14 protein-coding genes are annotated in these 18945 nt (G+C 66.6%); 7 read left to right on the top strand and 7 right to left on the bottom strand.

The features are described 5' to 3' along the window. Positions 1–47: 47 nt before the first annotated feature. Positions 48–1757, bottom strand: coding sequence for a 2-isopropylmalate synthase (gene leuA / locus KU887_RS26840; protein ID WP_258258449.1), 1710 nt, complete (start codon positions 1755–1757; stop codon positions 48–50). Positions 1758–2717: 960 nt separating this feature from the next. Here leuA and KU887_RS26835 point away from each other — a divergent pair. The 3 genes from KU887_RS26835 (at position 2718) to KU887_RS26825 (ending at position 4948) form a co-directional block, all read left to right on the top strand. Then, positions 2718–3107: a fucose-binding lectin II gene (locus KU887_RS26835; protein ID WP_023474822.1), complete on the top strand. Its 390-nt coding sequence runs from the start codon at positions 2718–2720 to the stop codon at positions 3105–3107. Positions 3108–3229: 122 nt separating this feature from the next. Next, on the top strand, positions 3230–4051 hold the full coding sequence (locus KU887_RS26830) for a fucose-binding lectin II (RefSeq protein WP_258256076.1): 822 nt from the start codon (positions 3230–3232) through the stop codon (positions 4049–4051). A 162-nt stretch (positions 4052–4213) separates the two neighbouring features. Next, complete coding sequence (locus KU887_RS26825) at positions 4214–4948, top strand: fucose-binding lectin II (protein ID WP_258256075.1); 735 nt, start codon at positions 4214–4216, stop codon at positions 4946–4948. Between the two features lie 153 nt (positions 4949–5101). Here KU887_RS26825 and KU887_RS26820 read toward each other — a convergent pair whose 3' ends face one another. The 4 genes from KU887_RS26820 to KU887_RS26805 all read right to left on the bottom strand — a co-directional run bounded on the left by KU887_RS26820 (position 5102) and on the right by KU887_RS26805 (position 12308). Beyond that, on the bottom strand, positions 5102–8401 hold the full coding sequence (locus KU887_RS26820) for an autotransporter outer membrane beta-barrel domain-containing protein (RefSeq protein WP_258256074.1): 3300 nt from the start codon (positions 8399–8401) through the stop codon (positions 5102–5104). A gap of 529 nt (positions 8402–8930) precedes the next feature. Then, positions 8931–9497 carry a cytochrome b gene (locus tag KU887_RS26815; RefSeq protein ID WP_112750893.1) on the bottom strand — a complete coding sequence of 189 codons (567 nt, stop codon included), beginning with the start codon at positions 9495–9497 and terminating at the stop codon, positions 8931–8933. Further along, the gene (locus KU887_RS26810; protein WP_258256073.1) at positions 9494–10660 is read right to left on the bottom strand and encodes a catalase family peroxidase; all 1167 of its coding nucleotides are present in this window, start codon (positions 10658–10660) and stop codon (positions 9494–9496) included. Before KU887_RS26810 ends, KU887_RS26815 begins: the two co-directional genes overlap by 4 nt. 274 nt (positions 10661–10934) lie before the next feature. Continuing rightward, on the bottom strand, positions 10935–12308 hold the full coding sequence (locus KU887_RS26805; protein WP_212266664.1) for a M23 family metallopeptidase: 1374 nt from the start codon (positions 12306–12308) through the stop codon (positions 10935–10937). A 280-nt stretch (positions 12309–12588) separates the two neighbouring features. Between KU887_RS26805 and KU887_RS26800 the strand changes: the two genes are divergently transcribed. Beyond that, positions 12589–13458 (top strand): mechanosensitive ion channel family protein, encoded by an 870-nt coding sequence (locus KU887_RS26800; protein WP_060264286.1) that lies wholly within the window; start codon positions 12589–12591, stop codon positions 13456–13458. Between the two features lie 33 nt (positions 13459–13491). Here the strand turns inward: KU887_RS26800 and KU887_RS26795 are convergent, their stop codons facing one another. Both KU887_RS26795 and KU887_RS26790 read right to left on the bottom strand, forming a co-directional pair. Beyond that, positions 13492–14634 (bottom strand): branched-chain amino acid ABC transporter substrate-binding protein, encoded by a 1143-nt coding sequence (locus tag KU887_RS26795; RefSeq protein ID WP_258256070.1) that lies wholly within the window; start codon positions 14632–14634, stop codon positions 13492–13494. A 68-nt stretch (positions 14635–14702) separates the two neighbouring features. Then, positions 14703–15740 carry a histone deacetylase family protein gene (locus KU887_RS26790; protein WP_006493206.1) on the bottom strand — a complete coding sequence of 346 codons (1038 nt, stop codon included), beginning with the start codon at positions 15738–15740 and terminating at the stop codon, positions 14703–14705. 128 nt (positions 15741–15868) lie between these two features. Here KU887_RS26790 and KU887_RS26785 point away from each other — a divergent pair, with 128 nt between their 5' ends. The 3 genes from KU887_RS26785 to mqo all read left to right on the top strand — a co-directional run bounded on the left by KU887_RS26785 (position 15869) and on the right by mqo (position 18920). Then, positions 15869–16357: an Lrp/AsnC family transcriptional regulator gene (locus KU887_RS26785; protein WP_006483264.1), complete on the top strand. Its 489-nt coding sequence runs from the start codon at positions 15869–15871 to the stop codon at positions 16355–16357. 70 nt (positions 16358–16427) lie between these two features. Next, positions 16428–16733, top strand: a complete 306-nt coding sequence (locus KU887_RS26780; RefSeq protein ID WP_077021448.1) for a hypothetical protein — start codon at positions 16428–16430, stop codon at positions 16731–16733. 543 nt (positions 16734–17276) lie between these two features. Beyond that, positions 17277–18920 (top strand): malate dehydrogenase (quinone), encoded by a 1644-nt coding sequence (gene mqo / locus KU887_RS26775; protein WP_375167903.1) that lies wholly within the window; start codon positions 17277–17279, stop codon positions 18918–18920. Positions 18921–18945 lie beyond the last annotated feature (25 nt).

The following is an 18945-nucleotide window of genomic DNA, read 5'->3' as shown; positions in this document are numbered from 1 at the left end:
GTGAAAAAGCACCCCGGGCCGGCCCTGCCGCCCGGGTTTCGACCCGCTTATGCGACGGCCTGCACCGCCGGCTGTCCGGCAAAGAAGGTTGCCTGCACAACCTCATCCGCGCGCGCATACGCACGGTTCACGCCGCTGATCACCGCACGAATCGACGCGGTCGTCAGGTTCGCATCGACCCCCACACCGAACGCGCTGCCGCGCACGCCCGCGCCGGCCAGTTCGGCGATCGCGATCGCCTTCGCATCGGCGCCCTGCGACAGCGCGCGTTCCTCGTAATGCTGGATCCGCAGCGGCGTGTGCAATGCATGCATCAGCGCGTCGAGCGGGCCGTTGCCTTCGCCACGCAGCACGCGGCGCTCGCCGTGCACGTCGGCGGTCAGCACGATCGTCTCGCGGCCGTCGCGCTCGGTCAGCTCATGGCCGACATAACGCAGCGGCGTGTCGCTTTCGACGTATTCCTGCTGGAACAGCGCCCAGATCTGCGCACTCGTCACCTCGTGCCCGCTCTCGTCGGTCAGGCGCTGCACGGCCGCGCTGAAATCGACCTGCATGCGGCGCGGCAACGCGACGCCGTAGCCCTGTTCGAGCAGGTACGCGATGCCGCCCTTGCCCGACTGGCTGTTCACGCGAATGATCGAATCGTACGTGCGGCCGAGATCGTTCGGATCGATCGGCAGGTACGGTACTTCCCATACGGTGTCGGCGCGCTGTACCGCGAAGCCCTTCTTGATCGCGTCCTGGTGCGAGCCGGAGAACGCGGTGAACACGAGGTCGCCGACATACGGATGACGCGGGTGGACCGGCAACTGCGTGCATTCCTCCGACGTGCGCGCCACTTCGTTGATCTGCGAGAAATCGAGGCCCGGATCGACGCCCTGCGTGTACAGGTTCAGCGCGAGCGTCACGAGATCGACGTTACCCGTGCGTTCGCCGTTGCCGAACAGGCAGCCCTCGATCCGGTCTGCGCCGGCCATCACCGCGAGCTCGGCCGCCGCGACCGCGGTGCCGCGGTCGTTGTGCGGGTGCACCGACAGGATCAGCGAATCGCGACGCGCGAGGTTGCGGTGCATCCACTCGATCTGGTCCGCGTAGTAATTCGGCGTGCCGATTTCCACCGTGGCCGGCAGGTTCACGATCGACTTGCGCTCGGGCGTCGGCTGCCACACGTCGAACACCGCGTCGCAGACTTCCTTCGCGAAATCGAGTTCGGTCGCCGTAAACGTTTCCGGGCTGTATTGCAGCGTGAATTGCGTGTCGGTCGCCGCATCGGCACATCGCTTGATCGTGCGCGCCGCGTTCACCGCCAGTTGCTTCACGCCGTCGCGATCGAGGTTGAACACGATCTTGCGGAATTCCGGCGCGGTCGCGTTGTACAGGTGCACGATCGCGCGCTTCGCGCCGCGCAGCGACGCGAAGGTGCGCTCGATCAGGTCGTCGCGCGCCTGCGTCAGCACTTCGATCGTCACGTCGTCGGGAATGTGGCCGCCCTCGATCAGTTCGCGGACGAAGTTGAAGTCGGTTTCGGACGCGGACGGGAACGCGACCTCGATCTCCTTGAAGCCGATCGCCACCAGCGTCTTGAACATCCGCATCTTGCGCGTGGCGTCCATCGGCTCGAACAGCGCCTGGTTGCCGTCGCGCAGGTCGGTGCTCATCCAGATCGGCGCCTGCGTGATCGTGCGCGACGGCCACGTGCGGTCGGGCAGGTTGACGGGCGTGAACGGTCGGTATTTCGTCGCGGGGTTCTTCAGCATCATGATGTCGGTCCTCGGTCTGTTTGTCGGTGAAGCGCGGCGCGGCAGCCATCGGCATCGGGAGCCGGCTACGTGCGCAGCGGTGAAAACGGCAAAAAAGCGGCACAACGGCAAAGCGGTACGGCAAACGACGGCCTTGGCGGTTGGGCGACCGGGACGGAGCGGAGCGGTGACGGAAGAAAGACGAACTCAGGCGCCGGTCGACAACCGGGGCCAGGTCGGTGATGCGGGGAAAATCTGGCGCTTCAGGAAAGAAGCAGATGGAAAGCGCGCAGCCGCAGACCCAGCCCGGAGAAGCGGGCTAGTAGTCGTAGCGAGAAGAGGAACTGGGCGGCGTGCATGACCGGCATCAAATCACAGGGTGGCCACGGCTGTCAACCCGGTACGCATCCATCCCGCTCCGTCCCTCGATGCGCGCGTTTGCGCAAAATCAGTCCCGTCCGATAGGCGGCGGCTTGCCCGGTCGATATGCTTCACGGGTGCGGTGCCGGTGAGGTCCTATTCATGTTCGGAGTGAGTCGGTCCATCCTCTTCGCCGGCGCCGCGCACCCCTCCTTGCAATCGGGCTTCGGTGTGGGCGTTCGACGGTGGCCGGTGGGCGCGGCCACGACAGAGATGCCGATGTTGAAACGAAACGCTGCCATATGCGAACGCCGAGCGTCTGCTCCGAAGTCCGATTGCTCCCCGCCTCTCCCGTCCCCCCTCGCGTTGCGCGCCCTCGCATCATTCAGGAAAGCGATACACGCATCGATATAATTTCTCAAATATATCGAAACCCGCCCCATTAAGCACATTTCATTAAATCGATTAGCGCTGTTTTTCGAATTACTGAACAATAACCATTCTCATCCGAATATTTTTTTATTTATTTTTCGTCATGCTCGGCATGTCGCGTTTCAAACGGCAAACGTTTGCGCGACGAGGCCCCTGGCCTTATCCAACAAGTCACAGGAGAACAGCATGGCCGACTCTCAAACGTCATCCAACCGCGCCGGCGAGTTTTCGATTCCGCCGAATACCGATTTCCGCGCGATTTTCTTCGCGAATGCCGCCGAGCAACAGCACATCAAATTGTTTATCGGCGACAGCCAGGAACCCGCCGCATATCACAAGCTGACGACGCGCGACGGCCCGCGCGAAGCCAAGCTGAATTCCGGCAACGGCAAGATCCGTTTCGAAGTGTCGGTGAACGGCAAGCCGTCGCCGACCGACGCGCGCCTCGCGCCGATCAACGGCAAGAAGTCGGACGGCTCGCCGTTCACGGTCAATTTCGGGATCGTCGTGTCGGAAGACGGTCACGACAGCGACTACAACGACGGCATCGTCGTGCTCCAGTGGCCGATCGGCTGACCTGACGCACGTTCGACGACCGACCGCCGCCGGCCGCGCCGCGTCCGCGCCTGCCGGCGGTTTGCGCCCGGTACGGCGGCGCCTCGCCCCCGACCGGCCCCGCCCTCCCTCCGGAGACTCCCATGCCCCTCCTTTCGGCTTCGATCGTCAGCGCCCCCGCCGTGACGTCGGAGACTTACGTCGACATCCCCGGCCTCTACCTCGACGTCGCGAAGGCCGGGATTCGCGACGGCAAACTGCAAGTCATCCTCAACGTGCCGACGCCTTATGCGACCGGCAACAACTTCCCCGGCATCTATTTCGCGATCGCGACGAACCAGGGCGTCATCGCGGACGGCTGTTTCACGTATTCGTCGAAAGTGCCCGAAAGCACCGGCCGCATGCCGTTCACGCTCGTCGCGACGATCGACGTCGGCAGCGGCGTCACGTTCGTGAAGGGCCAGTGGAAAAGCGTGCGCGGCAGCGCGATGCACATCGATTCGTACGCGAGCCTGTCCGCGATCGGGGGCACGGCCGCGCTGTCGTCGTCGCAAGGCGACGGCAATCAGGGTGCCGAAACCGGCGGCACCGGGGCCGGCAACATCGGCGGCGGCGGCGAACGCGACGGTACGTTCAATCTCCCGCCGCACATCAAGTTCGGCGTGACCGCGCTCACCCACGCGGCGAACGACCAGACGATCGACATCTACATCGGCGACGACCCGAAGCCGGCCGCGACGTTCAAGGGCGCCGGCGCCCAGGACCAGAACCTCGGCACGAAAGTGCTCGATTCCGGCAACGGACGCGTGCGCGTGATCGTGATGGCGAACGGCAGGCCGTCGCGGCTCGGCTCGCGGCAGGTCGACATTTTCAAGAAGTCGTACTTCGGGATCGTCGGCTCGGAAGACGGCGCCGACGACGATTACAACGACGGCATCGTGTTCCTGAACTGGCCGCTGGGTTGATCGACGGCCATCACTAACCATCGCAATGGCGACGGGGCCCACCATGCGTTGCGCATCGTTCGAGCAGTCATTTGCAGTCCCACTGCTGTACACCGCGCGCGGTCCGGTGAAATCCGTTCGCCGGTCATGCGATGCGGAACCTTCCATTCAGACGAGGACGACATGTCACAACCCTTTACCCACGACGACCTTTACGCGCTGCTGCAACTCGCGGGCAACGACGCCACTGCCGTGCAGGCCAACGGCGATCAGGCCGTGCTCGACCGGATGCGCCAGTTCATGACCGCGCAGCTCGTCGAGAAACTGCCGCAATACGACGTGTTCGTCGATATCGCGACGATCCCGTACAGCTTCGACGTCGGCAGCTGGCAGAACAAGGTGAAAACCGATGCGGCAGGCGAGGTCGTTGCCTGCACGGTGACGTGGGCCGGCGCGCCGGGCGTGTTGCCCGGTGCCGCGGCGAAGTTCGGCGTCGGCGCGGTGGTCAATTACTTCTCGAAAGCGACACCGCAACCCGTGCAGCCCGCGCCCGTGCCGACCGGCGGCGGCGAACGCGACGGCATCTTCAATCTGCCGCCGAACATCGCATTCGGCGTGACCGCACTGGTCAATTCGTCCGCACCGCAGACGATCGAGGTGTTCGTCGACGACAACCCGAAACCGGCCGCGACGTTCCAGGGCGCCGGCACGCAGGACGCGAACCTGAACACGCAGATCGTGAACTCGGGCAAGGGGAAGGTGCGCGTGGTCGTGACGGCGAACGGCAAGCCGTCGAAGATCGGCTCGCGTCAGGTCGACATCTTCAAGAAGACCTACTTCGGGCTGGTCGGATCGGAAGATGGCGGCGATGGCGACTACAACGACGGCATCGCGATCCTGAACTGGCCGCTGGGTTGACGCACGCTAGCCCGACGAGCGTCGCCACGCCGCCCGGCGTGGCGACTGGCCGGTGTGCGTCGGCCGGTCGCGAACCCGCCCGGGTCACAAGAACACGACCGGCCGTGACGATGCGCGCCACGGCCGATCGCCCCCGGGGTCTTCGCCGTCACATCACCACGCCCACCGCACGCCCGCATTCCCGGTGATCGTGCGCTGGTGCTCGCCGCCGAAGTTGGTCAGGTAGCTGACCGTCGCATATACGCTGCCGCGCTTCGTCAGTTGCGCGACGAGCCCCGCGCCGATCTGGCCGGCCGTCTGCCCGACCTGCGTGCCGATGGTCGTCGAACCGCCGAACGTCGTCTTGTCGTCCGCGCCGAACGAGCGCAGCACGTTCGCACGCAGATACGGCTTCCAGCTCACGCCGTTCGCATCGAACGCGTATTGCAGCCGCGCGCCGATCCGGCCGACGAACGTATTGCCGTTGTTCCATCCGATGCTCGACACCCCGTCGTTGAAGCGATCGAGCGACAGCCATTGCCACACGAGTTGCGCCTGCGGCTCGAGCGTCAGCCCGTTGCCGAGCGCGATCGGCAATCCGGCTTCGACGGAGCCCGTCAATGCGTTGCCGTTCGTCGAGCCGTTCACGTTGTCGTTCGAATGCGTGCGCACCGTCAGCGCGCTGGCCATCAGCACCGCGTCCGTGTACCAGCCGCCCGGGCCGATATGCGTCCAGTAGCCGCCGAGGTCGTATGCATTGACCTGCAGCGAGCCGACGCCCAGGTCCGGCTGCGCGAGCGCGAAGCCGTTCACATCGCCGACCGCGCGCGAGAAGCCGAGGAAGAAACCGTAGTGATTGCGATGGCCACTGGCGGTCGTATCGGCGTAGAGATCCTGCCCGACCTGCATCCCCCACACCGTGCCGTCGAACGACGGTGTCGCGTCGCCTTTCTGTCTGATGTTGCTGTTGCCGCCCCACACGCGGGCCCACGACGCGGGCACCGACCCGTTTTCGGCGAGCAGCCCTTGTTCGCCCTGACGATCGTGGAACGTGTCGATCTGCAGCAGGCCCAGTTGACGCGCGACGGCCGGCGCTTCCGCGTATAGCGGCACTTCGGGACGATAGATCGGCTCCGGATTGCCGCCGATGCCCGCATGATCGACCGCTCCGACGATCGATTCGGGCGTGCCTTCGGCGGCGATCACCGGCGGCTCGGCCGGCGGCGTCGGCTGGCCGGGCTCGACGACGGGCGGCTGCGGTTTCGGCGGCACCGTGTTGCGCAGATACCAGTTGTCGCCAGTGCCAGTCGACTCGCCGCCCTTCGCGAGGAAGTACGTGTATGCGCCCGCGCTGACCGTCCCGCCGGACAGCGCGAACGCACCCGCACTCGTCGTCGCGCCATTCGCCGCCTGCACGACCTGGATGCCGTCGCCCGTCGTCTGCGCACCTGCGCCGCCGACGTTCGTCACCTTCAGCGTGCTCGAGCCGCTCGCCGTGCCGCCGCTGACGACCAGCTTGTCCGACGGCGCGCCATCGCCGGCAAGCGTCGTGTTCAGCGCGAGCGTCGCATTCTGGCCGACGTAGTTGCCCGCGACCGTCAGCGTGTTGCCCACGCCGCTACCACCGAGCTGCACGCGCCCCGCGTTGGTCAGGTTGCCGTTGATCCGGAAATCGCCGGTCGCGCCGCTGGCGAGGCTGGCGAGTGCATTCGCGACCGAAATCGTGCCGTTGTTCGTCACGTTGCCCGTCACGCTGCCATAGCCGCCGAGTGTGGCGCCTGCTGCCACCGCCACCGGCCCGCCGCCGCCCAGCGCGGCGGACGCATGCGCGGCGTCACCGACGACGAGCGTGCCGGCATTCAGCGCCGTGCCGCCGGCATAGGTGTTCGCGCCGTTCATGGTCAGCGTGCCGGCCCCGAGTTTGGTGAGCCCGCCCGCGCCGGTGACGTTCTGCGCGATCGCGGAATCGAAGCCCTGCGTATCGATCGTGCCGTTGTTCGACGTGATCGACACCGCGCGGCTCGACGCGAGATCGAACGCGCTGCCGAGTTGTAGCGTGCCACCGTTGAAAGTCAGCGATCCCGACGAAGCGCCGAGCGCGTTGTCGGCCGCGACCGACAGCGTGCCCTGCGTGATCGTCGTGCCACCCGAATACGGGTTGCCGCCTGCGGAGGAAGGCGCGACGGTCAACGTGCCCGCGCCGGTTTTCTCCACCGCGCCCGACCCGCCGATCGTACCCGTGTACGTGCCGGCACTGTCCTGCTGGAAGCGCACGAGCCCGTTGTCGGTGACGGACAGCGGCAGGTTCGACGCATTCGCCTGCAGCGTCGCGCCCGCGTTGACGGTCGCGACGACCGATGCCGTCGTCGTGCCGAGCGTGCCGGTGAGGTTCAGCGTGCCGCTCTGCACCAGCGCGGTCGAGAACGTGCCGGTGCCGGCCCACGTCCAGTCGGTGCCGGCCATCGTCAGGCTCTGGAAATTCGTGAACGCATTCGACGCGGTGCCGGTGCCCTGCAACGTCACGGTGTTGGTGCCCGCGCCGCCGTTGGCCGTGCCGACAATCTGCGAGCCGGTCTGCAGGATCAGCGTCACGTTGCCGTTGCCGCCCTGGATCGCGGTGCCGCCGCCACCCTGGATCAGCCCCGCGTTGGTGATCGTCGTCGCGCCGTTGGTCGAGCGTACGCCGATCCCGTTGTTGCTGATGATCCTGCCGCCGGCCTGATTCGTGATGGTCGCGGTGAACGAGCTGCCGAGCGTGTTCGATACGACCGCGTCGACGCTGCCGCCGCTCGTCGCGGTGCCGGTGGTCTGAATCGTGCCGCTGTTGACCAGCGTGTCGTTGTTGCCCTGCATGTAAACGGCCGGCGCATCGCGGCCGTTCGACGTCAGCGTGCCGCCGTTGGTGATCGTCCCGTTGCCGCCGAGCAGCGACGCCGCGCGCGCGTTGTTGCCGGATGTCGTCACGGTGCCCGTGTTGACGATCTGGTTGCCCGACGCGCCGGGATTGCTCTGCCCCCACGCGGCCGTCATCCCGTACGAATTGTTGCCGCTGGTCGTGATCGTGCCGTTGTTGACGAGCGTGTTGTTGTTGCCGTTCGCGGCCATCCCGTCGTTGTAGGTGCCCGACGTCGCGATCACGCCGGTCGCCGCATTGGTGAGCGTGTTGCCGTTGTTCGCGCCGAGCAGCACCGCGCCGCGGTTCGCGACGCCCGTGCCGTTGCCGGACATCGACAGGCTGCCGTTGTTGGTGATCGTGCTCGACGTATCGACCGAGAACGGCGTCGGCGTGGACGTCAGCACGTAGCTGCCCGTCACGGTCGAATCGAGGTTGATCGTCACGCCGGTGCTGCCGGCCGCGGCCACGACCGACGGCGCATTCGCGCCGGTACACGTCACCGTCGTGCCGCTGCCCGGCGCGGTGGCCGAGCACGCCGCATACGCACTGACCGGCACCGCGCCGGTCAGGATCGCCATTCCACCCAAACCCAGGTTCCGCGCCTTTCTTTTCATTTTTCCGCTCGCATTTATTGGTGACGTTATTGCTGCAAATCGGTGCGTGAAACGGGTTATATCACCTGTCTTGAAATAATCGCAAGATGCGATGGGGTGATATCGGTAATCACGCGGCGATTTGTTTTGGAGCGGGAAATAAAGAAAACGGCTGTGTTGCTGCGCCGCAGAAAACGTTGCGCGACGGCCATCACCCAAGCGAAGCCGGTTTAATTTTCCGGTTGTCGCGTCACCCCTGAAAGCCGGGACGACGAGATTCGGGCGAATCGGAAAAGATGACGCAATACCGCCATCGAATGACCGTGCAAAGCAGCATGGACGATTCGGCCATGTTGCTTTGCACGATGCAATGACGCCCGCTTTCGGACGACTGCGCGGCCAGCGGTTCTGGTCTATGCGATCGACGATCCGGGGCAGCCCATATTTCGGACCGCTTGACGATGGCCGCCAGAACCGACGCTGGGCCCAGACGATGATCGAACGACGCGGCGGCCTAGCCGCGCGGCCGTCCACCTCGCGCCATGCTGGAGAAAACGCCGTCCCGGTAAATCCACGCATGAACCAGAGCGGCCGACAGATGGGCCAGCACGACGACGAACAGCAGTCGCGCCAATAGACCATGCGCATCGCGCAACCACGCAAAGAGCGTCGGACTGGCCGGTACGATCGCAGGCAGGTTGACGCCCTTGAACAGCACGATCGGGAACCCGCCCGCCGACAACAAGGCCCAGCCGATCAGCGGCAATGCCAGCATCAACGCATACAGTGCCCAGTGCGACGCTTTCGCTGCGAGCACCTGCCAATGCGGCAAGCTTCGCGGCAACGCCGGCGGCCGGCTGCGCAACCGGTTCGCGACGCGCAGCAGCGCCAGCACGAGGATCGCGATACCCAGCGGCCGATGCAGGTCGATCAGCCAGATCCGGTGATGCAACGACGTCATCATGCCGGCGCCGATGAACAGCATGGCCAGGATCATTGCGGCCATCAGCCAGTGCAGACCGCGCGCCAGCGCGTTGAAATGGCGGGGTGCATCGCCGCTCGTGATCTTCCGCGTATTCATTTGACCTCCTGCTTGCCGACCGCCTCGGTCGCCTTGCCGTAGCCGATTTCGCGTTCGCGGCGATTGAACGAATGCGCGTACGCGCCCGAACGCGCGTTCAGGATCGGATCGTTCGACACCTCGACGCCCGCGGGCACGATCGACGGATCGAAGTTGATGTCGCGGCACGCGCCCTCGGCCTGTTCGACGACGCGCGTCATTTCCAGCGTGCCGGCGACGAGCTGCTTGCGATCGGCCGGCCACGGCTGCGACGCATCGTCGACCGGATCGCCCGGCTGCGCCAGTTGCAGCACGTAATCCCAATAGAGCGGCTTTCGCGCGAGCCGCTCGCGCACGCCTTCGAACAGGAAGTCGTGGTCGGCCTTCTGCCGCTGTGCGTCGCTCATCGGCATGAACGGATCATGCGGGCGCATCATCCAGCGCACCGGCTGCCGGTGCCCGTCGGCGCCCACGAGATAGAACGCATTGACGCTGTAGAACGTCGCGCCCGCGAAACTGCCCGGAGCCGGTTCCTGCGCCGCCCATTTCATGAACTTCTCCGCCTCCGGGTACGCTTTCAGAAACGCGGAGAGCCGCGCCGGGTCGGGTTGGCCGGTGGCCGGATCGGGCGCGGTCGCCTGCTGCATGGCCAGAAAGCCCTCCGGTTCGTGTGTCGCGAAGTACGGCTGGTTGTTCATCGCCATGCGCCATTGCTGCTTGTCATCGGTCGTCAGCAGCAGAGCCATGCTCAGCGTCGTCGTGGAGCTGTCCGCCGCGTACGGGCTGCCGGTGCCGATCGAGAGCCGACCGACGACCGGGATATCCGCCTGCGTGAACACCCGCGCGGTCGACAACGGCACCGCCGCGCGGTCGGGACGGAAGGTGCCGGCGAAGCAGACGCCCTTGCCGTGCGCGCGGCGAAAGCCTGGCGGAAACGGCTGCGGGGTTTCCGACACCAGCGATACGCTGGTGGTGCGCGAGCCGATCCAGCCGGCCGTCCACGCAAGGGTCGACGTCAGTGCGCCGGCCACGGCGGCAATCGCCGCCAGCGCCCCCCACGTGCGTTTCGACGTGAAATCCAGTTTTGACATAGATGGTTTTTCATCCCGTTGTGTCGTCGTGCGTGCCGCGCCGTGTTTCGCGTAACGCGGCCGTCGATGCATGAGACGCGTGACCGCGCTCACGGGCGCCATCGGGTGCCCACGATCGAATCGATTGAGGTACGAACGCGGGCAGCGACGGCGACTGCGGCAGTCGCTACGCGCATTGCATACGAAAATCTTAGCGACGGGGTAACAGCGGAGCCATCAGACCAGGCTGAAATCGCAGGCCGCATGTAGGACCAGTCCGGCGGGACGGTGCCGTCACACGCGCTCGAATGCGACAACGATGGAACCGTGCATGCCGGTATCGCCCCATCCAGCGATACCGGCCCGGCGTCATCGAGATGGCCGGCAATCAGCCGGCATGCGGCGCCGAAGGCGCGGACATCGCCACGGGTTGCGCCCACGTAGCCGCCGCGAGCTGCACGCGCGCATCACGCGCCACGCGGTTGAACGCCACGCGCTGCGCGCCCTTCAGTTTCGCTGCTCGGGCTGCGTGCACGAGTTCGATCGGATCGACGAGACGCGCATGCCGGCGCACCTCGAAGTGCAGATGGGGGCCGGTCGCCGTTCCCGTGCTGCCGACCGCGCCGACGCGTTGACCGCGCATGACGCGCGCGCCGGTTCGCAACGTCGGCTCGAACGCCGACAGGTGCGCGTAGTACGACGCGTAACCGCCGTCATGGCGAATCACCACGTACTTGCCATAGCCGCGCGGCTCGGTGCCGATGAACGTCACGACGCCGCGCTCCGACGCATGCACCGCGCGGCCCGCCGGCGCCGCGAGATCGACGCCCGAATGCACGTGACGCGCGCCGCTCACCGGATGCACACGCGCGCCGAACGGCGAGCTGATGCGCGTCGCGGCGACCGGCATCGCGAAGCGTGCGCCGCCGAGCGGCAAGCCGTCGAGGTCGTAATAGGCGCCCGGCGAGCCGGCCTGCGCGGCGAACCACACGGCCGCGACCTGCTGCCCGCGAAAGCGGACGTCGAGCGCCGTCACGCGTACGCGGCCCGGCCGCGTGGCGTCGTGGTCAGGCTCGAATGCCACGCGGAAAGTGTCGCCCTGCGCGCCGCGCTGCTTCGGATCGACGCGCCCGGCCAGCATGCGGACGATCTGCGCGGCGACGCCGGCCGGCAGATCGGCGCGCGCCAGCGACGCGTGCAGGCTGCCGACGATCGCACCGGCGCGCGTGCCGCGATCCGGCTGCGCGAGCGTGAACGGCTCGGCGGAGGCCAGATCGACCGGACCGTGCGCGAACGCCGGCTGCGCACCCGTCGCTGGCAACGCCGATGCCAGCCCGTAATCGAACCGCGCCGCATAGCCGCGTTCGACCGCACCGCGCGCGGTATCGCACAGCACGCGATACGCGACACAGGCGCCGAAGCGCGCCACCGGATCGTCGCGCCCGGTGCCCGCCGACACGTTCCACGCATGCGACGCATAGGCGACGTCGAGCGGCGCGGCGGACGATGCACGCAGGCCGCCCCACGTCGTGCGCGCGGAATTGAAGAAAGGCACGTCGCCAAGATCGATGGTTTCCGCCGTCGCGGGCGCGGCCGGCGCGGCGTCGCGAAACGCCTGCGCTGCCGCGCCCTGTGCGCCGGCCACGCAGGCCGCCGCGACGATGCCGCGCAGGAACGCGCGACCGATCGGAAAACGGTGAACGCCGTGTGACGCGGGTCGACCTTGCTCGCGTGCGACACGGAAACGCAGGTCTGACCGCATGACGTCGTCACTCGCTATTCAATGAAAATCGGGAAAAAAACCGGACATCGCGGAGGAACGATCGTCGCGATCCGGCTACTCGACAGCGAGTGTATCGGCGTGGTCGAAACGGCTGAATAGGACTTGTCTTATTTGTTCAAAAAGCCGCTTAATACTCGTACTAAATCAGCGCAGCCGGCACGCCGCGCATTCGCGCGAAACCGGCGGCGCCGTGTACAGTCGAGGGCTGCCGGCGCGCGACACGCGCCGCTCACTGTGTCTTCAACACCGGAATCCCGTCATGTTTCTCGATCAACTTCATCCGGAACGCTGGACGTTCCTGTGGAACGCGTTGTCCACCTTCTCCCTCAAGCTGTCCGCCGGCCTGGCGCTGCTCGTCGCCGGCTGGTGGCTGTCGAAACGCATCGGCAACTGGCTGAACCGCCTGCTCTCGAACAAGGAGCGCGTCGACGACACGCTGCGGCCGATCCTCTGCGACGTCGCGGTGTGGGGCATCCGCATCGTCGCGATCGTCGGCGCGCTGTCGCAGCTCGGCATCGAAACCGCGAGCATCGTCGCGGTGCTCGGCGCGGCCGGCCTGGCCATCGGGCTCGCGCTGCAGGGCACGATGCAGAACATCGCGGCCGGCATCATGCTTCTGCTGCTGCGGCCGTTCAAGGTCGGCGACTATATCGACGGCGGCACGGGCGTCGCGGGCACCGTCGAAGAGGTCGGGCTCTTCATGACGCGCCTGACGAAGCCGGACGGCATCTGCGAGTACGTGCCGAACAGCGCGCTGTGGGGCAGCTCGATCCGCAACTACACGCGCAACCCGACGCGCCGCCTCGATCTCGAAGTGGAAGTGTCCGTGCATGACGATATCGATCGCGCGCTCGCTGCGCTGCGTGCGCTGGCCGTGGCCGATCCCGACGTGCTGCAGGATCCCGCGCCGGACGTGATGGTGATGCGCTTCGACGACAGCACGGCCGTCGCGAACATGCGCGTGTGGACGCATACCGACCAGTTCTGGGCGATGCGCTGGCGTCTCGCGCGCCAGGTGCGCAAGACGCTCGCCGACGCGGATTGCGCGCTGCCGATCCGCACGCGGGAGCTGCACATCGTGCACGATGCGGCGCGCCGCGCGGACGAGGCGCGCGTGCGGGTCTCGTGACGCAACGGGGCGCGGCGCGCCCCGGCCGCGGCGTTACATCCGGACGATGTCGAGCAGCGCCTTCCTGCCGCTCTTGTACGTAAACACCGAGATCGCGCCGTGCTTCAGGTCGCCCTGCGGCGTGAAGCTCGTTTCACCGATCACGCCGCGATAGTCGGTGGCCGGCATCGCGGCCAGCACCTTCGCCGGGTCCGTCGAATTCGCGCGCTTCATCGCGTCGACGATGATGTAGACCGCGTCGTACGAGAACGGCGCATACACCTGCATCGGCTGGTGATAACGCGCTTCGTAGCGTTTCGCGAACGCCGCGCCGCCCGGCATCTTCTCGAGCGCGATGCCGGCCTCGGAACACACGACGTTGTCCGACGCCGGCCCGGCGAGCTTCGGCAGATCGGTCGAGCACACGCCGTCGCCGGCCAGGATCTGCGCGCGCATGCCGAGCTGGCGCGCCTGCTTCGCGAGCGGCCCGCCCGTCGCGTCCATCCCGCCATACATGATCGCGTCGGGGTTCGCGCCCTTGATCTTCGTGAGGATCGCGCGGAAGTCGATCGCCTTGTCGTTCGTCGCGTCGCGCGACACGACCTTCATCCCGGCCGCCTTCGCGGCCTTCTCGAATTCGGTCGCGAGGCCCTGCCCGTACGCGGTCGAATCGTCGACCACGGCGACCGTCCTGATCCCCATGTTCTTCGCCGCATACATCGCCAGCGCCGGCCCCTGCTGCGCGTCGGTCGCGACGACGCGATAGGTCGTCTTGAAGCCCTGCTGCGTATACGTCGGGTTGGTCGCGGCCTGCGAGATCTGCACGACACCGCCGTCGCGATACACGCGCGACGCCGGGATCGACGTGCCCGAGTTGTGATGGCCGACGACGCCGACGACCTTGTCGTCGACGAGCCGCTGCGCAACCTGTGTCGCGGTGCGCGGATCGCCCGCGTCATCCTGCGCGTCGAGCTGCAGCGTGACCTTCCTGCCGCCGATCACGAGCCCCTTCGCGTTGATTTCCTCGACCGCGAGCCGTGCGCCGTTCTCGCTGTCCTTGCCGAGGTGCGCGATCGCGCCGGTCAGCGGCGCGACGTGCCCGATGCGCACGACGTCGTCCGCCTGCGCGGCCCCCGCAGGCAGCGCGCACGTCAGCGCAACCGCGATGGCGAATACCGTCTTGTGATGCCGATTCATGCTCGTCTCCTTCCTTGTCGCGCTTCGTTCGTGTTCGGATCCGTCATTCGCCGAAGGTCGTGCCGCGCTTACGCACGCCCTTCGAATCCCAGCAATACGTTCACCGCGTTGATGCCGATCTCGTCGACCATGTAGCCGCCTTCCATCACGAACAGCGTCGGCAGGTTCAGGCGCGCGAGCGTCTCGCCGATCCGCAGGTAGTCGGGCGAGCGCAGCTTGAAATGGCTGATCGGGTCGTGCTCGAACGTGTCGACGCCGAGCGACACGACGAGCAGGTCGGGCGCATGCTTCGCGATCGCCGCCGCGGCGTGGTCGAGCGCTGCCGAGTAGGTGTCCCACCGCGTGCCCTTCGGCAGCGGCAGGTTCAGGTTGAAGCCCGCGCCGACGCCCGCGCCGCGCTCGTCCGCGTAGCCGGAGAAGTACGGATACGACACCGACGGTTCGCCATGCAGCGACGCGAACAGCACGTCCGACCGCTCGTAGAAGATGTCCTGCGTGCCGTTGCCGTGGTGGAAATCGACGTCGAGCACCGCGACGCGCGCCGCGCCGCGCGCGATGCCGTGCTGCGCGGCGATCGCCGCGTTGTTCAGGTAGCAGTAGCCGCCCATGTACTCGCGCCCCGCATGGTGGCCGGGCGGGCGGCACAGCGCGAACGCGGCGCGCGCGCCGCCGCCCGACAGCAGGTCGGCGCCGGTCAGCGCCGAGTTCGCGCTCGCGCTCACCGCGTCCCACGTGCCGGCGTTGATCGGCGCGCCGGCGTCCATCGCGAAGAAGCCGAGCTTGCCGTCGATGAAGCCGGGCGGCGTCGCGGCCGCCGGCATCGCGCGCACCGGCCACACGAGCGGCAGCGCCTGGCAGGTGCGGCCGGTCGCGGTCCATTCGTCCCATGCGCCGGCGAGGAAGTCGACGTAGCGCGCGCTGTGCGCGCCGGCATAGCTCGCCCGGTCGAACGCACGCGGCGCGATCACGTCGCCGAGGCCGGCCGCGCGGACCTGCGCGAGCACCGTTTCGGCGCGAAGGGGGTGTTCGAACGACTCGGTGATCGCGCCGTCCTTCAGTTCGACGCCGCGATGCAGGTGGTGATCGCTGCTGTAGACCGTGAGCATGGTTGACCGTTGCAGGGATGACGGGGAAAGGGGTTGGCAACAGTCTATTGAGGCCGCCCGGCAATAGCTTTGCTTTTCAGCGCTTCGTTTCGTACAATTTTGAGAAAACTGTCTACGGAATGCCGGATATGAGCAAAAATCGCGCTTCAGTTGAACTGGACGGCGTCGACCGCGCGATGCTCCGCCTGTTGCAGGAAGACGGCGCGCTGTCGAACGCCACGCTCGGCGAGAAGCTGTCGCTCAGCGTCACGCCGTGCTGGCGCCGCCGCAAGCGGCTCGAGGACGAGCACGTGATCACCGGCTATCAGGCGAACCTCGACCGGCGCGCGCTCGGCATGAACGTGTTCGCGTTCGTGCAGGTGACGTTCAACATGCATTCGGGCCAGGATTCGGATCACTTCGAGGACGTGATGCGGCGTCACGACGAAGTGACGTCGTGCCACAAGATCACCGGCGCGGCCGACTACATCCTGCAGGTCGTCGCGGCCGATCTCGACGCGTATGCGGAATTCGTCGAGCGCGTGCTGCGGAAACAGGCCGGCGTGTCGTCGATCCAGTCGAGCCTCGCGTTGCGCGAGGTGAAGTTCTCGTCGCGCGTGCCGGTGCCGGACGCGTGACCGTTCATGCTTTGCAGGCGCCCGCACACGGGCATCCGCTGTCGATCGTCATCCCATGGAGCGCTACCCGATGAAACGTTACTCACCCGCCGCGTCGTTTGCCGCCGCGATCGCCTGCGCATTCGCATTGAGCGCCTGTGCGGCGCCATCGTCCACGCCGGCCAATGCGTCCGCGCCGGCCGACACTGCCGCGCAAGCGGCCCCGCCGCGGGTCGGCGGCGATCGCGACGCGCACGGCTGCATCGGCTCGGCCGGCTACGCATGGTGCGAACGAACCCGGCAGTGCGAGCGTCCGTGGGAACTCGCGAAGGCGCAGGGGTTCGCGAATTCGGCGCAGGCGTATGAGCAGTTCTGCCGGAGCGGCGGAGCGAAGTGAAGTGAACTGATGTAGCCGTGAACGGGTCGCGGTGCAACGCCGCGACCCGGTGACGTTCCGGTCTGTTGCATGGCCTGCGTGACCGTCCATTCCGCCCCGTTGATCCCCCTCGATTTTCCCGCGTCGCACACCGTCATTCCGGAAACCCGGACGCGCAAAAAACCCCACGAAAACAGGGATATTCGTCGCCTGCGACACGTTGTCCGAGTTCGGTTATATTACGCGCCCCTTGCCATCCCGCCCCCGCAAAACGTGTCGCGCGCGGCCGCTTTCGACGCAGCCTGAAGCGCCGTCCGCTCAGGCCCGCCACCCGGGCCGGGCGCGTGGCGCACCGTCGCGACGCAGGCCATTGCCTGTTCGCGGGAAGCCGATCCGAAGGTGTCCTTCCGAATCGCTTCGTGTGCGCCAATGCAACGGCGTGCAGCGTCGATCCGGAATTCCGGACTCGTGGTCCGGATCTCCGGACCCGTGTTTCGACACGACGGAACCGCGCGCCGGGCGGCATGGCAAACCGATGCATCCAAGTTGAAAAAGGGATCTGCTGTGATCAAAACGTTACGGGTAATACTGTCGGCGCTCGCGCTGTGCGTCGCGACATCGTCCGCGCACGCCGCCGACACGAAGAAAGTCGACGTCCTGCTGGTGGGCGGCGGCATCATGAGCGCGACGCTCGGCGTCTGGCTGCACGAGCTCCAGCCCGACTGGTCGATGACGATGGTCGAGCGTCTCGACGGCGTCGCGCTGGAAAGCTCGAACGGCTGGAACAACGCCGGCACCGGCCACTCGGCGCTCGCCGAGCTGAACTACACGCCGGAGAAGGCGGACGGCAAGATCGACATCTCGAAGGCGATCGAGATCAACGAGTCGTTCCAGATCTCGCGCCAGTTCTGGGCGTGGCAGGTGAAGCAGGGCGTGCTGAAGAACCCGCACTCGTTCATCAACTCGACGCCGCACATGAGCTTCGTCTGGGGCGACGACAACGTCCGCTTCCTGAAGAAGCGCTACGAAGCGCTGCAGGCGAGCCCGCTGTTCCGCGGGATGCAGTATTCGGAAGACTACGACCAGATCAAGCAGTGGGTGCCGCTGATGATGGAAGGTCGCGACCGCAACCAGAAGGTGGCCGCGACGTGGACGCCGATCGGCACCGACGTGAACTTCGGCGAGATCACGCGCCAGTTCGTCGGCTACCTGAAGACGCAGCCGAACTTCACGCTGTCGCTGTCGAGCGAAGTGCGCGAGATCACGCGCAACGCCGACGGCACGTGGCACGTGTCGTGGGTCAAGCTGCACTCGGATGAACCGCCGCAAGCCGTCGACGCGAAATTCGTGTTCATCGGCGCGGGCGGCGGTGCGCTGCACCTGCTGCAGGCTTCGGGCATCCCCGAAGCGAAGGACTACGGCGCATTCCCGGTCGGCGGCTCGTTCCTCGTGACCGACAACCCCGAGGTCGTGAAGCAGCACCTCGCGAAAGCGTACGGCAAGGCGTCGGTCGGCTCGCCGCCGATGTCGGTGCCGCACCTCGACACGCGGATCATCGACGGCAAGAAGATCATCCTGTTCGGGCCGTTCGCGACGTTCTCGACCAAGTTCCTGAAGAACGGCTCGTACTTCGACCTCGCGAAGAGCACCAACCTGCACAACGTCGCGCCGATGATGCGCGTGGGCGTCGACGAATTCCCGCTGGTGCAGTACCTCGCCGGCCAGCTGATGCTGACCGACGACGACCGCTTCAACGCGCTGAAGGAATACTTCCCGAACGCGAAGAAGGAAGACTGGCGCCTGTGGCAGGCCGGCCAGCGCGTGCAGATCATCAAGCGCGACCCGGTCAAGGGCGGCGTGCTGAAGCTCGGCACCGAGATCGTCGCGTCGCAGGACGGCAGCATCGCGGGCCTGCTCGGCGCGTCGCCGGGCGCATCGACCGCCGCGCCGATCATGCTGAACCTGATGAAGAAGGTGTTCAAGGACAAGGTCGCGACGCCCGAGTGGCAGCAGAAGATCCACCAGATCGTGCCGAGCTACGGCACCAAGCTGAACGACAGCCCGGCGAAGGTCGTCGAGGAATGGACGTACACGAGCGACGTGCTGCAACTGTCGCCGCCGCCGAAGATCGACCTCGGCGCGCCGTCGCAGGCCACCGGCAACGCGCCGGCCCGCCCGGCGAAGGCATCGGCCGACATGGCGCTGTAACGCGCCCGATGCCGCGCGGCACCCA

The sequence above is a fragment of the Burkholderia sp. EMB26 genome (assembly GCF_024730645.1).
In the GTDB taxonomy this organism is placed as follows: domain Bacteria; phylum Pseudomonadota; class Gammaproteobacteria; order Burkholderiales; family Burkholderiaceae; genus Burkholderia; species Burkholderia cenocepacia.
Note: the sequence above shows the minus strand (reverse complement) of the source record. Positions and strands in the feature narration are given on the sequence as shown.